Origin of the sequence: Flavobacterium caeni (genome assembly GCF_900101895.1) — a bacterium.
Classification (GTDB): Bacteria; Bacteroidota; Bacteroidia; order Flavobacteriales; family Flavobacteriaceae; genus Flavobacterium; species Flavobacterium caeni.
In genome coordinates this window covers 52,876-71,028 of record NZ_FMVF01000003.1, presented here as the reverse complement: position 1 = coordinate 71,028, position 18,153 = coordinate 52,876, and the positions used below count along the sequence as shown (strand labels likewise).

At 50.7% G+C, this 18,153-nt stretch carries 18 protein-coding genes and 1 tRNA gene; 6 read left to right on the top strand and 13 right to left on the bottom strand.

The window, feature by feature from the left end; genetic code table 11:
* Positions 1–10: 10 nt before the first annotated feature.
* The 9 genes from BLP55_RS02695 to BLP55_RS02655 all read right to left on the bottom strand — a co-directional run bounded on the left by BLP55_RS02695 (position 11) and on the right by BLP55_RS02655 (position 5,972).
* The gene (locus BLP55_RS02695) at positions 11–409 is read right to left on the bottom strand and encodes a hypothetical protein (protein WP_091140795.1); all 399 of its coding nucleotides are present in this window, start codon (positions 407–409) and stop codon (positions 11–13) included.
* Entirely contained in the window at positions 406–759 is a 354-nt protein-coding gene (locus tag BLP55_RS02690; RefSeq protein ID WP_091140794.1) for a phage holin family protein, read from the bottom strand. Before BLP55_RS02690 ends, BLP55_RS02695 begins: the two co-directional genes overlap by 4 nt.
* A 24-nt stretch (positions 760–783) precedes the next feature.
* On the bottom strand, positions 784–1,050 hold the full coding sequence (locus BLP55_RS02685; protein ID WP_091140793.1) for a YtxH domain-containing protein: 267 nt from the start codon (positions 1,048–1,050) through the stop codon (positions 784–786).
* 194 nt (positions 1,051–1,244) lie between these two features.
* A complete protein-coding gene (locus BLP55_RS02680) occupies positions 1,245–1,901 on the bottom strand; it encodes a porin family protein (protein WP_244503404.1) in 657 nt (218 codons plus the stop codon).
* A gap of 181 nt (positions 1,902–2,082) precedes the next feature.
* A complete protein-coding gene (locus BLP55_RS02675) occupies positions 2,083–2,304 on the bottom strand; it encodes a hypothetical protein (protein ID WP_091140791.1) in 222 nt (73 codons plus the stop codon).
* 77 nt (positions 2,305–2,381) lie between these two features.
* Entirely contained in the window at positions 2,382–3,158 is a 777-nt protein-coding gene (locus BLP55_RS02670; protein ID WP_170826774.1) for an MlaD family protein, read from the bottom strand.
* 1 nt (position 3,159) lies between these two features.
* Positions 3,160–3,936 (bottom strand): ABC transporter ATP-binding protein, encoded by a 777-nt coding sequence (locus BLP55_RS02665; protein ID WP_091140789.1) that lies wholly within the window; start codon positions 3,934–3,936, stop codon positions 3,160–3,162.
* Positions 3,933–4,760, bottom strand: coding sequence for an MlaE family ABC transporter permease (locus BLP55_RS02660; protein ID WP_091140788.1), 828 nt, complete (start codon positions 4,758–4,760; stop codon positions 3,933–3,935). Before BLP55_RS02660 ends, BLP55_RS02665 begins: the two co-directional genes overlap by 4 nt.
* Before the next feature lie 27 nt (positions 4,761–4,787).
* Positions 4,788–5,972 (bottom strand): AI-2E family transporter, encoded by a 1,185-nt coding sequence (locus BLP55_RS02655; RefSeq protein WP_091140787.1) that lies wholly within the window; start codon positions 5,970–5,972, stop codon positions 4,788–4,790.
* 240 nt (positions 5,973–6,212) lie between these two features.
* On the opposite strand from BLP55_RS02655, the gene BLP55_RS02650 reads away from it, so the two are divergent.
* The 4 genes from BLP55_RS02650 (at position 6,213) to BLP55_RS02635 (ending at position 9,377) form a co-directional block, all read left to right on the top strand.
* A complete protein-coding gene (locus BLP55_RS02650) occupies positions 6,213–6,446 on the top strand; it encodes a hypothetical protein (protein WP_091140786.1) in 234 nt (77 codons plus the stop codon).
* A gap of 72 nt (positions 6,447–6,518) precedes the next feature.
* On the top strand, positions 6,519–7,280 hold the full coding sequence (locus BLP55_RS02645; protein WP_091140785.1) for a dienelactone hydrolase family protein: 762 nt from the start codon (positions 6,519–6,521) through the stop codon (positions 7,278–7,280).
* 36 nt (positions 7,281–7,316) lie between these two features.
* Positions 7,317–8,309, top strand: a complete 993-nt coding sequence (locus BLP55_RS02640; RefSeq protein ID WP_091140784.1) for a DUF3667 domain-containing protein — start codon at positions 7,317–7,319, stop codon at positions 8,307–8,309.
* 51 nt (positions 8,310–8,360) lie between these two features.
* Positions 8,361–9,377, top strand: a complete 1,017-nt coding sequence (locus BLP55_RS02635) for a M28 family metallopeptidase (protein WP_091140783.1) — start codon at positions 8,361–8,363, stop codon at positions 9,375–9,377.
* A 986-nt stretch (positions 9,378–10,363) separates the two neighbouring features.
* Here the strand turns inward: BLP55_RS02635 and BLP55_RS02630 are convergent.
* From BLP55_RS02630 to BLP55_RS02615, 4 genes are all read right to left on the bottom strand, one after another.
* A tRNA-His gene (locus tag BLP55_RS02630) sits at positions 10,364–10,439 on the bottom strand.
* A gap of 64 nt (positions 10,440–10,503) precedes the next feature.
* The gene (gene bshB1 / locus BLP55_RS02625) at positions 10,504–11,220 is read right to left on the bottom strand and encodes a bacillithiol biosynthesis deacetylase BshB1 (protein WP_091140782.1); all 717 of its coding nucleotides are present in this window, start codon (positions 11,218–11,220) and stop codon (positions 10,504–10,506) included.
* Position 11,221: 1 nt separating this feature from the next.
* On the bottom strand, positions 11,222–12,265 hold the full coding sequence (locus BLP55_RS02620) for an isochorismate synthase (protein WP_091140781.1): 1,044 nt from the start codon (positions 12,263–12,265) through the stop codon (positions 11,222–11,224).
* A complete protein-coding gene (locus BLP55_RS02615) occupies positions 12,265–12,693 on the bottom strand; it encodes a hotdog fold thioesterase (protein WP_091140780.1) in 429 nt (142 codons plus the stop codon). Before BLP55_RS02615 ends, BLP55_RS02620 begins: the two co-directional genes overlap by 1 nt.
* A 142-nt stretch (positions 12,694–12,835) precedes the next feature.
* Here BLP55_RS02615 and BLP55_RS02610 point away from each other — a divergent pair, with 142 nt between their 5' ends.
* Together BLP55_RS02610 and purL are read left to right on the top strand one after the other, a co-directional pair.
* Positions 12,836–14,395, top strand: coding sequence for a hypothetical protein (locus BLP55_RS02610; RefSeq protein WP_091140779.1), 1,560 nt, complete (start codon positions 12,836–12,838; stop codon positions 14,393–14,395).
* Between the two features lie 85 nt (positions 14,396–14,480).
* Positions 14,481–18,140 (top strand): phosphoribosylformylglycinamidine synthase, encoded by a 3,660-nt coding sequence (purL, locus tag BLP55_RS02605; RefSeq protein ID WP_091140778.1) that lies wholly within the window; start codon positions 14,481–14,483, stop codon positions 18,138–18,140.
* Positions 18,141–18,153: the final 13 nt, after the last annotated feature.

Genomic DNA, 18,153 nt, shown 5'->3' with positions numbered 1-18,153 from the left:
CCCACGGTACTTATTTGATTTTGATTTTGTCGAGCCCTTTTTGCAGCAATGAAATGCCATCGTCCTTGAGCGAGCCCGTGCTGTTCGGGATTTTTTTCATCACCAAACCCGTCACGCCCGCCTGAACAACCGGTCCCGCGATCTTGGCCACCAAGCCCGCACCCGAACCAACGACAAACCGCTTGGCCAAAAAGCCCGAAAGTAATCCCACGGCACCTTTGACCAGTTTGCCCTTTAAATCGGGCGATGAGATGGCGTCGTTGAATTCTTCCTTGATCATGTGTACCGGATTGAGCTGCTGCTTGGCAAAATCGAATTGTTCCTTGAGCAGGTACAAATCGGATTGGCGCTTTTGTTCGAGCAGAATGATGGCTTCGTTGAGCGATTGGTTGTTGGTAATGGCTTTCATCTTTTCTTTTCCTTAAAGATTTGACGGATGATGAAATCGTTGAGCGGTACATCGAGCAACCTGTTGCGGAACAAATACAACACGCCCCCAATCAGGAAGTACAGCCCGGCGACAACAAAAAAACCAAAATGCGTCTTGCCGAGGATTTCGCCCATGTAGTAGCAAAGTCCGAGCGTGATCAACAAAAAAAACAAGGCAACAATCAGCAGTACGATCGCTTGCGAGAACACCGCCGCGAATATATCGGTTCCTTTGTCGATGGCTTTGAGTTTGTAAAGCTCGACGCTGGTCTTGGCATATTCCTCGGCTTTCTCGACGAGGGTCTCTACTATTGTTGCCTTATCTTTCATGACTGAATGGCGTATAAACCGGTATTATTTCACTGAATTCTTGACGTCTTCGGCCAGTTCATAGGCATCGTCGATCGCGCCATGGCCGTTTTGTTTGATGTGCTCGAGCCTATGCGACAGGTTGTCGATGACCGAGTTGTAACGGGTTTTCAATCCGTCGAGCGAATCTTTGCCTTTGTCGGCAATTTTTTTGCGTGTCACCGACCCTTTGTCGGGGGCAAACAATATTCCCAAAATGGCTCCGGTGGCTACACCTGCCAATACGCCTAGTGCTACTTTTCCTGTGTTCATGACTTAAATATTTAAATGAATAATCGTGTTTTTGTCGAATGTCGAATGTCGAACGTCGAACGATAAATCATCGGCCTCGTACTTAGTTTTTTGTGTTCGTCATTATTCTTTCTTTCCGTTATCGTTTGTCTTGGTCTTGTCTTTCGACTTTTGACTTTCGACATTCGACTTTCTCATAGCAATTTCTCCCAATCCTAATAAAACGTATACCCCAGGCCGAGTTGGAAAACCTGGTTTTTGTAACGCGGTGTCGTCGAGTTGCCGTCGGCATCGGTTTGTGTAAAATCGAATCCGCCGCGCGCCGTGAGCAACAACCCGCCCCAATGCGCCTCTACACCCACCACCGCGCCGATGATGTTCTTTTTGTAGTTATCGCCGCTAATCTCTTCTTCTTGCACGAGCGTGATCGTGCCGTCGTTAAAATCGTCCTTGGTTTCTAGCAGGTACGAAAACTGCGGACCGGCCAAAAGCGTCAGACATTTGTGCGGTTTGATTTGCAGCAACAAAGGAATGTCGAGGTAACTCGTCGTCCGTTCAAAATTGTAACTCCCGCCCAGGAACGTGCCGCGCGCGGTAAACCCCTTTTGCGAATAATTGACCTCGGGTTGCAAACCAATCAACGTTCCCAACGGCACTTTGACGAAAACCCCGCCAAAGAAGCCGGTTTTGCCGTCGGCTACAAAATCTTCGCCTTGTTCGTCGTAAACGTTGGCGAAATTGACCCCGGCTTTAAGACCAAAACCAAACTGGTCGCGGTTGTCGTCCTGGGCATTAGGTTTGATGGGGTCTTGGGCGAAGGCCGCCCCCGCGCACATCAGTAAGGCAGATAAGGTGCAATGCAATTTTTTCATATTTCGATTTTGGTTTAAAGGTGAGCGCTAAGCTACTTTACAAAGATGCGAAGCCGCGCCAACGTTCGCCTTACAAAACTTTCACGATAAATTATATGATTCGCAGATGTAAATCCTGTAAGATTATATCCATAAAAAAAGACGCCTAAAAAAGCGTCTTCTTTCGTTGGTTCGTAACCTCTTACAAATGATGGTCCTTGGACTTTCTGTTGGCGTTTTGCAGCTGGTGTTCGGCTACATGGCTCCTGAATTGGTTCAACAATCCTTCATAATAAGTGGCAAGTTGTTCTTCGCTGGCGTTTTGTGGTATGTCCTTGAGGTATTGGGCCAGTTCGGGGTAATTTTCCTGAATGGCCATGGTCATCTTTGCAATTTGTTCTTGCAACTCTTCGCGCTTATTCATGGCATTAAAATTTAATCAAAGATAACGCAAATTCGCCAAACAATATTTTTTGTTTTGCCTTTTTGTGATTCCTTTGGCTACTTGCCTTGGTTTTCCTTTTGCTCGGCTTGTTTTTCAGCCGCTTCGGCCGCTTGCTCGGCTTGTTTCTTTTTTTGTTTTTCGGCTTCTTTCTTGGCTTTTTCCTCGGCCTTGGCTTTGCGCTTAAAGTACCCGCGCAACAGGAAATTTTCCTTGGCCGCCTTCATGTTTTCGTCGAGCCCCTTGGTGCTGTTCTTGAGGTTCACGATGGTTTTGTCGATGTTCTCGGCCATGGCAGGATCTTCGATCAAACGTCCCAGCGTACCTTCGCCCGAATTGACCTTGCCGAGTATCTCATTGATCTCGCCCGTAGCCAGCGCCACATTGTCGACGGTGACCTGCAGCCCCGCCATGATCTGGTCGGTTTCTACCGGCTCGCTCGAAGGGATGGTTTGTCCGTCCTTGACGATGGGCGAATCGGCACTGCCCTGCGAAAGCACGAGGATTTTGTCGCCGATAAGCCCCTCGGATCCGATGCCAGCTTCGGAATCGGCACGGATGAATTTTTGCACATCCTTTTTGATCAGCATATCGACCCGTACCGTCGAATCGTTGACGATGCGGATGTTGTCGACCGTACCCACATTGATGCCCGAAAACCGCACTGTGCTGCCCACCTGCAAACCGCTGACGTTCGAGAACCGCGACGAAACCTTGATCACCGGATCGAACAGGTTCTTTTGTTTGCCGATGATAAAAATCGCGAGCACGAAAATCGCAATCCCTACGGCGATGAACAGTCCCAAACGCACCTTGAAATTTTGTGATCTTTCCATATTAATTCTTGTTAAGTTCTGTGTTCTGCGGTTTGAAAAACGAATTGATGTAATCGTCATCGCCGCCCTGAAATTCCTTGAAACTGCCCTCCTTGTACACCGCGCCTTCCTTGAGCATGATGATGCGGTCGGCCACGGTACGCACACATTCCATGTCGTGGGTGATGATGATGGACGATGCCTTGTATTTTTGCTGGATCTCGTTGATCAAAATGCTGATCTCGTTCGACGTCACCGGATCAAGTCCCGTGGTGGGTTCGTCATACAAGATGATCTCGGGGTCCACGATGATCGTACGCGCGAGCCCGATCCGTTTGCGCATACCGCCCGAGAGTTCGCTCGGCATTTTGTCGATGGCCTCGACCAGCCCGACATTCTCGAGCGCGTCGTGTACTTTCTGGTCGATCTCCTGCTCGCTAAGCCCTTTCCTGATGCGGCGTAACGGGAACTCGAGGTTTTCGCGTACCGTCATCGAATCATACAAAGCCGCGCTCTGGAACAAAAAACCGATGCGTTTGCGGATGTCGTCGAGCGCCGGTTTGTCGAGCCCGTTGATTTCCTCGCCAAATACGCTGATCTCGCCTGCATCGGCCCGCAGCAACCGTACGATGCATTTGATGAGCACCGATTTGCCAGTTCCCGATTTGCCGAGCACGACCAAATTCTCTTGCTTTTTCAAGTCGAGCGACACATCCTTGAGCACCTCCTTGGGGCCGAAGCCTTTCTTGAGGTTGCGGATCGCTACAACCGATTCGGTATTTGGTGTTTCTTTTTTCATAACAGATCGGTGATTTGTACGGCAATCAAATCGACAAAAATCACGAGCAGCGAAGCCATCACGACGGCCGTGTTTGCCGCCACGCCCACGCTTTCGGTACCCGCAGAGGCGTGGTATCCTTTGTAGCAGCCCACGAGCGCGATCACCATCCCAAAAAAGAAACTCTTGATAACGGCGGGGATCAAATCGATGAACTCGACGTCACGGAACGCCTGCGTCAGGAACAATACCGCGCTGATGTCGCCCTTGATGTTGGCCGCGAGCCATCCGCCAAAAATACCGAGCGCATCGGCATACAGCGTGAGCAACGGAATCATCAGCGTACAGGCCAACACGCGAGGCACCACGAGAAATTTGATCGGGTTGGTCGACGAGACTTCCATTGCATCGATTTGCTCGGTGACACGCATCGAGCCCAATTCGGCCCCCATGCTCGAACCAATCTTCCCTGCGCAAATCAATGCGGTGATCACGGGCCCCATCTCGCGGATCAACGAAATCGTGACCATGCTCGGTAACATGTTCACCGCGCCAAAATCGACAAGCACCGGACGCGACTGTATCGTCAATACAAGCCCGATGATGATGCCCGTGATCGAGATCAACCCGAGCGACTTGTTCCCGATCTGGAAACACTGCTTCAGGAACTCGCGGAACTCGAACCCGCGCGCAAACGTATTGCGGAACACTTGCGTGACAAACAGGAACACATCGGCCAGGTTCACCAGGAATTTCTTGAAACTGACGGTATGCTCTACCGAAGTGTCGGTGAGCGCAATGCTGCGGCCGCGGGCGTAGTTTTTGACGCGTTTGTATTGTTGCATGGATTATTTATTATTTATTACCTATTGTTATTCTTTATTGGACTCGGTCGTGGTTTCGGTAAAAATCTTGACCTCTACGGGCGAATCGACATTGAGCGTATCGGTCGATGTATCGGAATACAGCGGAAACCTGATGCGGTGCCATTCGAACGTCTTGGGCAAATCGTCGCCCATCAAATAGCCCCACGGCTCGAGTGGCGCGATACGGTCGAAAATCACCTTGAGGATCGCGATAATTGGTATGGCCAGGAACATGCCCGAGAAACCGCCCAGCGCGCCGCCTATGATGATGCCCACGATCGAGACCAGCGCGTTGATCTGCACTTTAGAACTGACGATCATGGGCACGAGCAGGTTGTTGTCGACGAGTTGGACGATAATGTTGACCACGATGATCCCGATGATTATGGACAAATCGGTAGAACCCGTCAGCGACGCCACGATGCTCAGCACACCCGCAATAGTAATCCCGATGTAGGGAATCAGGTTCAGCACGCCCGTGATCACGCCGAGCAATATCCAATACTTGAGCCCGATGAGCATGAACCCGAGCGCCGTAAGCACCGATACCACGACCATCTCAATCAGCAACCCCACAATGTAACTTTGTACCGAAACTTTGATGTTTCCCAGAATGTCGCGCAACTTCACGTGGTGCTCGGGGCTGAACAACTTGCACAGGAATTTGATGAAGTGGTTGCGGTAAAGCAAAAACAGGAACGTGTATATCGGGATCAAGATCAGGTTCATGAAGATGTCGGTAAACGAAAGCAACGTCACGCCCACCAGTTCTTTTCCGGTGGCCACGGTATCTTTGGTCGCATCGTCGATGATTTTCTCTTGTTCGCGTCTGTTCAAATTGAAATTCTCGTACACGAGTTGTTGCAGGTTGTTGAAATGCGTCTCGAGGTTGCGTTTGATCTTGCCCCAGTCGTTGGCCATATCGCCAATTTGCACCGATATGAAGTAAAAGATTCCCGCGAAAACCAAACAAAACAAAAGCACCGCAATGATGGCTGAAATCACATGCGGGAGTTTGAGTTTTTGGGTAAGAAATACAACCATCGGCCTGAGCATGATGGCGAAAAGCACGGCCAGCAAAATAGGGATCAATATGTCTTGGGCCGCATAAAACAAAGCCAAGATGCATATCAAGCTCAACAACGTAAAGGCCAGTTTGGCGTAGAATGGAAATCGCAAGGTCTGGTTCATAATTCCAAAGTTGCCATTTCCCTGGCCAAAACCGGTTACACGAGCCTTTCAAATTTTTATAAGATTTCCATTAACAAAATGGATGGATCGGGCTACCGCAAAGGAACCAAGTTTGTATTTGAACGCCCAACCCGTTTTGTCATTTCGTTAAAGAATGGTTAATTGGCATCAAATGTGCTAACAGACGCCACGCAAATCTTATTTTAGCAAAAGATGAAATACTTTTTAAATAGCAACACTATGAAAAAGACCATTTTAACCGCGTTGTTCCTTGCCGTCGGATTGATGGCCTGGTCGCAAACCAAGAAGGACGAGCAACAAAATCCGAAACAGGAACAAGGCCAACCGGCCAAAACAGCCGAAAGCGATTTCCACAAACAAAAGGCGCAGGAAGCCAAGGAAAAACAAGAGGCCAAGCGCAAAGCCATGAAAGAAAGGGCCAAGAACAAACAGGAAATCGAAAAAAAGAAATAAACCCAAGCCGTATGAAAGTACGGCTTTTTTTTGCGCTGTTTTGATTAACTTTAGGCCACGAAATTCCATACGATGAAACACCTCTTCTTATTCCTCACTTTACTTGGCCTTACTGCACAGGCCCAACTCAAGCCGGTCGCCTACAACGACGGGGCACAAAAACTCAACGGCATGGCGGCCATCCCCAAACAACGCGTCAAACAAGCGCCCGGCGTTTTGATCCTACCGGCCTGGCGCGGCATAGGCGATCACGAAAAAGAAGTTGCCAAGAAACTGGCCGATTTGGGCTATTTTGCGTTCATCGCCGACATCTATGGCGAAGGGCACTATCCCAAGGACAATGCCGAGGCTGGTAAAATGGCCGGACAATACAAAACCGATGTCGTGGCCTACCAAAAGCGCATCCAACTCGCGCTCAACCAACTGGTGGCTTCGGGTGCCAACAAGGAAAAGATTGTCGTGATCGGCTATTGTTTTGGCGGTACGGGTGCGTTAGAAGCGGCACGCGCCGGACTCCCGGTGCAAGGCGTGGTTTCGTTCCACGGCGGATTGGGCCGCGATGCCACGCGTAAAATCGCACCGATCAAAACCAAGATCCTGGTATGTCATGGCGCCGACGATCCGCATGTTTCGCCAGAGGAAATCGCGTCGTTCCAGCAAGAAATGAAACAAGCCAAGGCCGACTGGCAAATGGTGTACTATGCCAACGCGGTACATGCCTTTACCGAACCGGCGGCCGGAAACGACAACAGCAAAGGCGCCGCCTACAACGAAAAAGCCGACAAAAGGTCGTGGGAACATTTTATGGATTTCCTCAAAGAAATGTTGGAATAATTCCTATTTTTAAGGCTTCAAAATAAGCGCGCTTCTATGGGGAACCATCAACTCAGGAAAGACATGACATGCCTCAATTGCCGGCATGTGGTAGAAAAACGGTACTGCCCGAATTGCGGTCAGGAAAACAGCGACACGCGCAAAACCTTCCACCATCTCTTTGTCCATTTCTTCGAAGACCTGACGCATTACGAGAATTCGTTCTGGAAAACCATCCGCAACCTGTTGTTTCGTCCCGGGGCGCTCACCAAGGAATACATGTCGGGCAAACGCATGTCGTATCTGGCGCCGGTACGGTTGTACATCTTTATCAGCTTCGTGACTTTTTTCCTGATCGGGGTTTTGCCGCAAAGCGATTCCGAGACGACATCGTCTACAAACAAACCCAACGTACATTTCAAGGGTCCCGATTCGCCCGAAGTGAAAGCCCTCACCGATTCACTCAAAAAGCAAAAACTCGACAACGGACTGCAAATCGGAGAATACGAATCGGTACAAAAATTCGACTCGGTACAACAGTCGTTACCCAAAGCCAAACGCGCCACTGGTATCTCGCATTGGCTCCAACGCCGACTGGCCAAGGTCAATGGCGAAAATACGCGCGAGGAATTCGGTTCGCGGTTTGGCAAGAGCATCATCCACAACATCCCGAAGGCTTTGTTTTTGTACATGCCGTTTTTTGCGCTTTTCCTGTGGCTCTTCCACGACAAGAAAAGACATTATTATTTTGATTCGGGCATTTTCACGCTGCATTATTTTTCGTTCCTGCTGCTTACCTTGTCGCTGTATGTGGTGACCGACAGCGTCACGTATGCGATCAGTGAATCGCTCAACGACTCGGTAGCGTACCTGGTCATTGGCATGATGTGCTGGTGGTTCTTTTATTTCTTTCGCTCGCACCGCCGCTTTTTTGGAGAAAGCCGATGGATTTCGCGTGCCAAGGGCCTTTTGCTGTTCATCATCAACATGACTTTTCTCGGGTTCTTTATGCTCGGGCTGATGCTGTACACCGCACTTAATTTGGAGTGATGTAACAGTTTATCGGTAGGAAATACTTATGTTTGAGCAAATTCCAAACCCATGAGAACATTTTGCCTGCTGGTATCGGCCGTGTTGGCCGTTTCGTGTAAAAACACCAAGCCTGCCGTGGCCACCGACAATTCGGATCCCACCAAATACCTCAACACCATTACGGCAGCCGAACTCAAGCAGCACATGCTCGTGATCGCCTCGGATGAAATGGAAGGACGCGAAACAGGCTCGATCGGACAAAAAAAGGCGGGCACCTACCTGATCGAACAATACAAAAAAGACCGCATCCGTCAGCCCAAAGGCGCGAAAGACTACTACCAGCACGTACCCGCGGAATTCATGAACGGCAAGTACGGCCAAACCCTTCCCGATTCCGAGAACATTTGGGCGTTTATCGAAGGATCTGTACATCCGGAGGAAATCGTCGTGCTGTCTGCCCACTACGACCATGTGGGGATGAAAAACGGCCAGGTGTACAATGGCGCCGACGACGACGGTTCGGGAACGGTCACGTTGCTCGAGATCGCACAGGCGTTGCAAATCGCCAAAAAAGAAGGCCGCGGCCCCAAGCGTTCGGTACTGATCCTGCACGTGACGGGCGAAGAACACGGCTTGCACGGCTCGCGTTATTATTCCGAAAACCCGATTTTCCCGCTGGCCAATACCATCGCCAACGTCAACATCGACATGATCGGACGACACGATCCCGAGCACGAAGACTCGAGCGACTATATGTACAGCATCGGGTCGAACAGGTTGTCGAGCCAACTGCAACAAATCATCGAGGACGTCAACCAGAAATACACGCAGCTCAAGATCGAATACCGCTACGATGCGCCCGACGATCCGAACCGGTTTTATTTCAGGTCGGACCATTACAACTTTGCCAAGAACGGCATCCCGTCGGTATTCTTTTTTAGCGGTATCCACGCCGACTACCACCAGCCCGGGGACGACGCCGACAAGATCGAATACGACGCCCTGGCCAAACGCGCCAAACTGGCTTTTGCGACAATCTGGGAACTCGCCAACCGCAACGAACGTATCGTGGTCGACAAAAAATAGGCTACAATTGTTGTTAGCTTAACGGTAACTTAATCGCCGCAGGCATCCGATGGCCTAACTTTGTCACATCATAAAATGTTTCGGTTTGGATTAGGTTAGAACGGGCTTGCCTTTGGGTGGGCCCATTCTTTTTGGCCCAGATTACAAAAATCGACTTTTTGCTGTCGACAACCTGAAATCTGCCGATGGCACCGTATCGGTTGTATCCTTGGCGATGATGACTTCAAGAATGATGACCGGGTACCTTAGGTTTTCCGGCCACCGACCGAATTTAGGATTTCGTCAAACAAAAAGCCCCGAGTTTCCTCGAGGCTTTTTAGGCTGCATGACGGGGGTTCAACCGAACCAATTCACTTTATTTTAGACTGGCCTGAACACTCCGCGTAGCTCAGATGGTGTAATAAAAAAAGGCAGTAAATCCGCAATCGGTTACTACCTTAAATGCACCGGCAGAGTACGGCAAAGGGGGTTAGCCTATCCGAGTCCTCGGTGCGTGCGGGTACAAATATAGGGAACTGCCGCTTACATTCAAAACAGCGTCGACGTAATCGGGGCTCCGACTAAACCGATACCCGACCGGCCCTGCTTCAAAGCAAATCAGATCTGGCTTCAAAAAAAGAAAAACTCGAGGATAAATACTTATCGAACAAGTACTTTTTTGCATTGGCACAAGAAAATTGGCGCCGATATAGAGGCTGTCGAGGCGCAAATAAAGTTCAGCCAAACCAAAGAAACTGACTATTGGAACACCTATTTTGCAAGATTTTCGAAGCTAAAAAACATTAGAGAAATACTCAATGCAGCGAGCTTGCAAAACAAGCAAAATTTCATAAAAATCGGGTTCGGTCAAGAATTAACCTATAACGGGGAGATTTATCGAACCGCTTTTTTAGACCCTCTTTTCATCTCGAAAGCCTTGATTTTAAAGACAAAAGGGCTTCTCGAATACAATAAAAAAACGGGGATTTCAGAGAAACCCCCGTTATGGGTGAATGACCGGGTTCGAACCGGCGACCCCCAGAACCACAATCTGGTGCTCTAACCAACTGAGCTACAATCACCGTGTTATTTAACGGGGGCAAATATACTGTAAAACTTTTCTAACGCAAAGAAAAACGGCCAAAAATTATTTCAAATCGGTTAAGCGATTGACGGCCAAATACCTTTCGGCCGTAAAGCCTTCGGCATGGTCTACACCAATCAGCCTGCCCAGGTCGCGTGCCCTGTAATCAAGGCTGTCCAGGAAGTTTTTGGTGGCAATCGGCGTCTCGGGTTCGGCGCTGCTTGCGTCGTAAAATTGTGAGGCATAGGCCATGATCGCTTCGATCCGCTTTTCGTTATAACCCGAAATATCGACCACAAAATCGGGCTCGATGTTTTTCCACTGGATGTAATGGTACACGACCTTCGGGCGGTAGGCCTCTTGCGACGCGCCGTCCAGTTGTGTTTCGATCCTGCGCAATCCCGACAAAAAACACGCATCCGACACCAATTTGCTGCCGCGTCCGTGGTCGATGTGGCGGTCGTCGATGGCGTTGCACAGCACCACTTCGGGTTGGTATTTGCGGATCATTTTGATGACTTCGCGCTGGTGCTTTTCGTCGTTGATGAAAAAACCGTCGCGCATGTTAAGGTTTTCGCGTACCGACACGCCCAAGATTTGGGCCGCCGCAGCCGATTCTCTATCGCGTATCTCGGCCGATCCGCGCGTACCGAGTTCCCCACGCGTCAAATCGACGATGCCTACTTTTTTGCCGTTGGCGATTTCCTTGGCCAGTGTGCCGCCGCAGCCCAGTTCAACATCGTCGGGATGCGCGCCAAAGGCCAGAATGTCTAATTTCATGTTACAATACTTTTTTGATGGTCATCGATTTGTTGACCGTTTCTACAAATTCTTTTTGCGGATCGCTTTCACGTGTGATGCCGCAGCCCACATACAAATAGGCGGTTTCGCCATCGACCTCCATGCAACGCAGGTTGACGTAAAGGTCGGTCAAAATTCCGTCGGAATAAAAGTCGGCGTACAATTCGCCCAAATAACCCGAGTAGAATTTCCGGTCGTAGCCTTCGTGTTCGAGAATAAACCGGCGCGCCGCTTCCTTGGGCAGCCCGCAGACGGCCGGCGTCGGATGCAACAATTCGACCAATCGGCCGGTATTGGACGCCCCGTCCAACGTTCCCGAAATATCGGTCTTGAGGTGCAACAGATTGCCGGCGCGGTAGGTATATGGATCCGAGAACGCGATATCGGTCGTGACGTTCTCGAGGTTTTCCATGATAAAATCGGTCACGAACTGCTGTTCTTCGCGTTCCTTTTGCGCCCAATCGACATGCTCGGTCCCGTCGAACCGTTGCGTCCCGGCCAAAGCCATCGTCTCGAACTTGTTGGTTTCGATCTTGAGCAATTTCTCGGGTGTCGCCCCCAGCCATAACCCTACTTTGGGGTGGTAAAAGCAATAGACAAATGCCGACAGATAGGCCGAAGCCAACTTTTGGAACACCGAAACCAATTCGAAATCGGGTACTGCAACGGCTTCTTTTCGCGACAACACCACTTTCTGGAATTGCCCGTCTTGGATGGCAGCGATGCCTTGGCCCACCAGCCGCTCAAAGTCTTCAGGATTGGCGGTCGTTTCAATCACGTGCAATCCATCGCTGTCGGTAGCTTGCCAGTCGGCCGCGTGTATCTCGCTTTGGCCATACGGCAACAACAAAGGCGTCCCATCAAACGGTGCAAACACAAATCCCGCCGTGTTGAAATCGGCGGTGTGTAGCGCGGCATCATGTTGAAAAACCGCCGTCAGCTTATTTGCGCCCGGTTTTCGGTAACACGCCAGCGGAAGCCGTTGCTTATAATGACCGCTAATCCTATCGAACAAATCCTGCATCACGGTTGGCTTTTGGGCAGGACGATGTTGGTGAGCTTACACAAACACACAAGTTGTCCGGCCTCGTCGGTGATCTTGATTTCCCACAAATGGATCGTTTTTCCCTTGTGCACGATACGCGCCGTGCCCGTGACCATCCCTTCGCGTTTGGCGCGCAAATGATTCGCCGCGATTTCGATGCCGCGCACTTCATGCGTTGCACCGTCTACATACAACATCGAAGCCGCGCTGCCCACGCTTTCGGCCAAAGCCACCGACGCGCCGCCGTGCAGCAGCCCCATGGGTTGGTGGATTCGCGAATTGACGGGCATCTGCGCAACCAAATGGTCGGGGCCCGCATCCGTAAAGACGATGTCGAGCGTTTGCATGAGGGTATTTTTTGAGAAGGCGTTGCATAGGGCAAGCACTTTTTCCTTGTCGAAAGTCATGGTTTGAATTTTCAGTAAAAGTACGTCTTATTGCACAAAACAAAAAGCCAAAGAATAAATGTCGCGTGCAAACGTTATCTGGACAAGCATACATTTCCAAATTTCCAAATTAATAGCTACTTTTACCCAAATTCAAAAACCAATGCGTAAAATCGTCCTTCTGTTGATCATCGGTACCACCGCGTTACTTTCTTCTTGCCGCAAAGATTTCGACACCGTCCCGAGCAACGGCGGGCTGGCTTTTTCAAAGCAAACCGTGTATCTCGATACGATTTTTACTGGCATCAGCTCGAGCACCTACATGCTCAAGGTGTACAATACCAGCAACGACGACATTTCGATCCCGGCCATCCGACTCGAAAAAGGCGATGCCTCCAAGTACCGCCTCATGGTCGACGGCATGACGGGCCTTGATGGCAACGGCAAATATTTCCCCAATGTAGAGATCTTGGCCAAGGACAGTTTGTTTATCTTTATAGAAACTACCGTCGACATTACCGAAACTGAAGCCGACTTCACCTACAACGACCGCATTTTATTTGGCGCGGGTACGACCGAACAGGCCGTCAACCTGGTCACGCTGATCCAGGATGCGCATTTCATTTTCCCGAACCGCGACCTCAATGGCGTCAAGGAAGTGATTACATTGGCGGGCCAAACGCAAGCCAGCGACATCGAAGGCCATACGCTCACGACGCCCGAGGAACTTACCTGGACCAATGACAAACCCTGGGTGGTTTATGGTTTTGCACACGTTCCTGCGGGCCAGACACTCACCATACAGGAAGGCACGAAAGTGCATTTTCACGACGGCGCGGGCATCATCGTAGACCAAAATGCGCACATCGTCATCGACGGCAATCCATCGGTTTACGACAGCGAAGGCAATCTGGTGGATGACAACGAAGTCACGTTCGAAGGCGACAGGCTCGAACCAGCTTTTGCCGGTACGCCGGGACAATGGCGCGGGGTCATCATCCTTTCGACATCGGGCAATTCCATTGACCATTTGATCCTCAAAAACGGCTTTTATGGCATCCAGCTGCCGGGCGATGGCGCGCAGAACTACAAACCGCAAGTATCGATCACCAATTCGCAGGTGGTCAACATGGTGAATTTTGGGATCCTGGGCGTTCATGCGAACATTTCGGCCGAAAACCTACTGGCGAGCAACATCGGACAGGCCGGTTTTGCGGGTATCGAGGGCGGCGATTACAATTTGTTGCATTGCTCGCTCAACAACAACTGGCCGAGCACCTCGCAACTGACCGTTTTGTTCGACAACTATTACGAAGACCCTAATACGCAGGTGCAAACCGATTATCCGCTGACGCTTTCGGTCAAGAATTCGATCATTTACAACAGCAACCGCGTGGGATTTGTACTCAATTTGAAAGACGGTACGACCGTGAATACCAACGACATCGCCTACAATTTCATCAAGTTCAACGACTCGGGCACGGGCATCGAAAACGATCCGCAATACGCGTTCATCCGCGACGAGCAGAACGGCAACCGCAAGAACATAGATCCGGAATTCAACAACCCGAACCGCAACCAGTTGTACATCTTTACGACATCGGCGGCGGCCACGGCGGGCAACACCGATTTTATCACGTCGGGCTCGACCGACTATTTCGGCACCCCGCGTGCGACGATTCCGGGGTTGGCGCTGGGTGCATTCAACGCATTCGAGCCTTAATTCTTGACATCGATTTGTTGAAAAAACCGCTTGCAGTTTGCCCTTTTTTGAACTAAATTTGCGGCTCACAACAACAACTACCACCATGATTCATTTCTTCGGAAAGGAAAGCACCGTTTTTGCCGTACAGACGCAAGACGCGCTTTCGGGCGAAAACATTTCTAAACTCAACTGGCTTTTTGGCGACACCGATAAAATAGAGAAATCCGTACTGACGGATTTTTTTGTTGGCCCACGCGCCGCCATGATCACGCCGTGGAGCACCAACGCGGTCGAGATCACGCAAAACATGGGCATAAACGGCATCATCCGCATCGAGGAATTCCACAAAGTCGCGGCTGATTTCAAAGATTTCGATCCGATGCTGTCGCAGAAATACGCCGAACTGGACCAAGACATTTATACCATCAACATAAAGCCTGAACCGATTCTCGAAATCGAAGACATCGCGGCCTACAACCAACAGGAAGGGCTTTCGCTCAGCGACGAAGAAGTCGATTATCTGAATAATCTTTCGACCAAACTCGGACGCAAATTAACCGATTCGGAAGTTTTTGGCTTCTCGCAAGTCAACTCTGAGCACTGCCGACACAAGATCTTTAACGGTACGTTCGTCATCGATGGCGAGGAAATGCCAACGTCGCTGTTCAAGCTCATCAAAAAAACGTCGGCCGAAAACCCGAACGAAATCGTATCGGCCTACAAAGACAACGTTGCGTTCATCAAAGGCCCGCGCGTGCAACAGTTCGCACCAAAGTCTGCCGACAAACCCGATTTTTACCAAACTTCGGACTTCGAATCGGTGATTTCACTTAAAGCCGAAACGCATAACTTTCCGACCACTGTAGAACCTTTCAACGGCGCGGCCACAGGCTCTGGCGGTGAAATCCGCGACCGATTGGCGGGCGGACAGGGCTCGCTCCCACTCGCCGGAACCGCAGTGTACATGACGGCCTATTCGCGTCTGGCACAAGAACGCCCGTGGGAAAAAGCCATGCCCGAGCGCAAATGGCTCTACCAGACCCCGATCGATATTTTGATCAAGGCCTCGAACGGGGCGTCGGATTTTGGCAATAAATTCGGCCAACCGCTCATCACGGGTTCGGTGCTTACTTTTGAACATCAAGAAGACGGACGCAAGCTCGGCTACGACAAAGTCATTATGCAGGCGGGCGGCATCGGTTACGGAAAACTGGACCAATCGATCAAAAAGAAACCGGCAGCGGGCGACAAAATCGTCATCCTTGGCGGTGAAAATTATAGAATCGGCATGGGCGGTGCGGCAGTTTCGTCGGCCGATACGGGCGCGTTCAGCTCGGGCATCGAACTCAATGCGGTACAACGCTCGAATCCCGAAATGCAAAAGCGCGCGGCCAACGCCATCCGTGGATTGGTCGAAAGCGCGCACAACCCCATTGTTTCCATCCACGATCACGGTGCAGGTGGCCATTTGAACTGTTTGTCTGAACTCGTCGAGGAAACCGGCGGATTGATCGACCTTGACAAATTGCCTGTCGGCGACCCTACGTTGTCGGCCAAGGAAATCATCGGCAACGAATCGCAGGAGCGCATGGGCTTGGTGATTGGGCAAAACGATATCGACACTTTACACCGAATCGCAGAGCGCGAACGTTCGCCCATGTACGAAGTGGGTGATGTCAACGGCAGCCATCGCTTTACGTTCGAATCGCAAACCAATGGCCAGAAACCGATGGATTTTGCACTGGCAGATATGTTCGGTTCATCGCCCAAAACCATCATGGACGACCAATCAATCGACCGTGAATACCAGGATTTACAATACACACAGAACAATATACCAACCTATCTTGAACAGGTCTTGCAGCTTGAGGCCGTCGCCTGCAAAGACTGGCTGACCAACAAAGTCGACCGTTGCGTAGGCGGGAAAGTCGCCAAACAACAGTGCGCCGGACCGTTGCAATTGCCGCTCAACAATGTTGGCGTGATGGCGCTCGATTACCTCGGTAAGGAAGGCGTCGCAACGTCCATCGGTCATGCGCCGATTGCCGCGCTGATCGACCCTGTCGCGGGCAGCCGCAATGCGATGGGCGAAAGTTTGTCAAACCTCATTTGGGCTCCCATCAAAGACGGTCTCAAAGGCGTTTCGCTTTCGGCGAACTGGATGTGGCCGTGCAAGAACGAAGGCGAAGACGCGCGTCTGTATGAAGCCGTACAAGGCTGTTCCGATTTTGCGATCGAACTCGGCATCAACATCCCGACGGGAAAGGACTCGTTGTCGATGAAACAAAAATACCCCGATGGCGATGTGATTGCGCCAGGAACCGTGATTATTTCGGCGGCGGGCAATTGCACCGACATCGGCAAAGTCGCCGAACCGGTCTTGAAGAAAAACGGCGGCAACATTTACTACATCAATTTGTCGGGCGATGCGCACCAATTGGGCGGTTCGTCGTTTGCGCAAATCCTGAATAAAATTGGCGAGCAAGCGCCGACGATTGTCGATGCAGCCGAATTCAAAAAGACGTTCAACGTCGTCCAACAACTCATATTGGACGGAAAAATCCACGCCGGACACGACATCGGCAGCGGCGGTTTGATTACCACGCTTTTGGAAATGTGTTTTGCCGACGTGAATCTGGGTGCCGATTTGGATTTGACGGCCATCGGCGAAAGCGATTCTACGGCGTTGCTGTTCTCGGAAAACATCGGCATCGTGTTCCAGGCCGAAGCATCGGTCGAAAGCGTGTTCGAACAAAATGACATCGCGTTTTTCAACATCGGAAAAGCGACCGAAAGCAATACTGTTACGATCAAGAATAACGAAACGAATCTGACATTGAACGTTGCCGAACTGCGCGACGTTTGGTTCAAAACCTCTTACCTGCTCGACCGCAAACAATCGGGCGAACAAAAAGCCAAGGAGCGTTTCGACAATTACAAGAACCAACCGCTGCAATATGTTTTCCCGAGTCATTTTGACGGAAAAAAACCAGCCATCGACGCGTCCAAACCGCGTCCGAAAGCCGCCATTATCCGCGAAAAAGGCTCGAATTCCGAACGCGAAATGGCCAACGCCATGTACCTCGCGGGTTTTGACGTCAAGGACGTCCACATGACCGATTTGATCTCGGGGCGCGAGACGCTCGAAGACATCCAATTCATCGGTGCCGTGGGCGGTTTCTCGAATTCGGACGTACTCGGTTCGGCCAAAGGTTGGGCGGGCGCGTTTTTGTACAACGACAAAGCCAAGACGGCGCTCGACAATTTCTTCAAGCGCGAAGACACGTTGTCGGTGGGCATTTGCAACGGCTGTCAGTTGTTCATGGAGCTCGAAGTCATCAACCCCGAGCACGACATCCACGGCAAGATGAAACACAACCAGTCGGCCAAACACGAAAGCGGATTTACGTCGGTCAAGATACAGGAAAACAACTCGGTGATGCTCTCGACTTTGGCGGGTGCAACACTTGGGGTTTGGATTTCGCACGGAGAAGGTCGTTTCGATTTGCCGTATGCCGAAGACCGCTACCACATCGTCGGAAAGTATGCGTATGACGGCTATCCGGCCAACCCGAACGGCTCGCATTTTGACATTGCGATGCTGTGCGACAAAACCGGGCGCCACTTGGTGACGATGCCGCACATCGAACGTTCGACGTTCCAGTGGAACTGGGCGCATTATCCTAACGGACGACACGACGAAGTCACGCCTTGGCTGGAAGCTTTTGTCAATGCACGCCAGTGGATTGAACGCCAATCTTAAAAAATAGAAACCT

What these genes read in the sequence shown, in the direction of transcription:
- BLP55_RS02695 (WP_091140795.1), bottom strand. Translation starts at nt 409, where the DNA reads ATGAAAGCCATTACCAACAACCAATCGCTCAACGAAGCCATCATTCTG.
- BLP55_RS02690 (WP_091140794.1), bottom strand. Translation starts at nt 759, where the DNA reads ATGAAAGATAAGGCAACAATAGTAGAGACCCTCGTCGAGAAAGCCGAG.
- BLP55_RS02685 (WP_091140793.1), bottom strand. Translation starts at nt 1,050, where the DNA reads ATGAACACAGGAAAAGTAGCACTAGGCGTATTGGCAGGTGTAGCCACC.
- BLP55_RS02680 (WP_244503404.1), bottom strand. Translation starts at nt 1,901, where the DNA reads ATGAAAAAATTGCATTGCACCTTATCTGCCTTACTGATGTGCGCGGGG.
- BLP55_RS02675 (WP_091140791.1), bottom strand. Translation starts at nt 2,304, where the DNA reads ATGAATAAGCGCGAAGAGTTGCAAGAACAAATTGCAAAGATGACCATG.
- BLP55_RS02670 (WP_170826774.1), bottom strand. Translation starts at nt 3,158, where the DNA reads ATGGAAAGATCACAAAATTTCAAGGTGCGTTTGGGACTGTTCATCGCC.
- BLP55_RS02665 (WP_091140789.1), bottom strand. Translation starts at nt 3,936, where the DNA reads ATGAAAAAAGAAACACCAAATACCGAATCGGTTGTAGCGATCCGCAAC.
- BLP55_RS02660 (WP_091140788.1), bottom strand. Translation starts at nt 4,760, where the DNA reads ATGCAACAATACAAACGCGTCAAAAACTACGCCCGCGGCCGCAGCATT.
- BLP55_RS02655 (WP_091140787.1), bottom strand. Translation starts at nt 5,972, where the DNA reads ATGAACCAGACCTTGCGATTTCCATTCTACGCCAAACTGGCCTTTACG.
- BLP55_RS02650 (WP_091140786.1), top strand. Translation starts at nt 6,213, where the DNA reads ATGAAAAAGACCATTTTAACCGCGTTGTTCCTTGCCGTCGGATTGATG.
- BLP55_RS02645 (WP_091140785.1), top strand. Translation starts at nt 6,519, where the DNA reads ATGAAACACCTCTTCTTATTCCTCACTTTACTTGGCCTTACTGCACAG.
- BLP55_RS02640 (WP_091140784.1), top strand. Translation starts at nt 7,317, where the DNA reads ATGGGGAACCATCAACTCAGGAAAGACATGACATGCCTCAATTGCCGG.
- BLP55_RS02635 (WP_091140783.1), top strand. Translation starts at nt 8,361, where the DNA reads ATGAGAACATTTTGCCTGCTGGTATCGGCCGTGTTGGCCGTTTCGTGT.
- bshB1 (WP_091140782.1), bottom strand. Translation starts at nt 11,220, where the DNA reads ATGAAATTAGACATTCTGGCCTTTGGCGCGCATCCCGACGATGTTGAA.
- BLP55_RS02620 (WP_091140781.1), bottom strand. Translation starts at nt 12,265, where the DNA reads ATGCAGGATTTGTTCGATAGGATTAGCGGTCATTATAAGCAACGGCTT.
- BLP55_RS02615 (WP_091140780.1), bottom strand. Translation starts at nt 12,693, where the DNA reads ATGACTTTCGACAAGGAAAAAGTGCTTGCCCTATGCAACGCCTTCTCA.
- BLP55_RS02610 (WP_091140779.1), top strand. Translation starts at nt 12,836, where the DNA reads ATGCGTAAAATCGTCCTTCTGTTGATCATCGGTACCACCGCGTTACTT.
- purL (WP_091140778.1), top strand. Translation starts at nt 14,481, where the DNA reads ATGATTCATTTCTTCGGAAAGGAAAGCACCGTTTTTGCCGTACAGACG.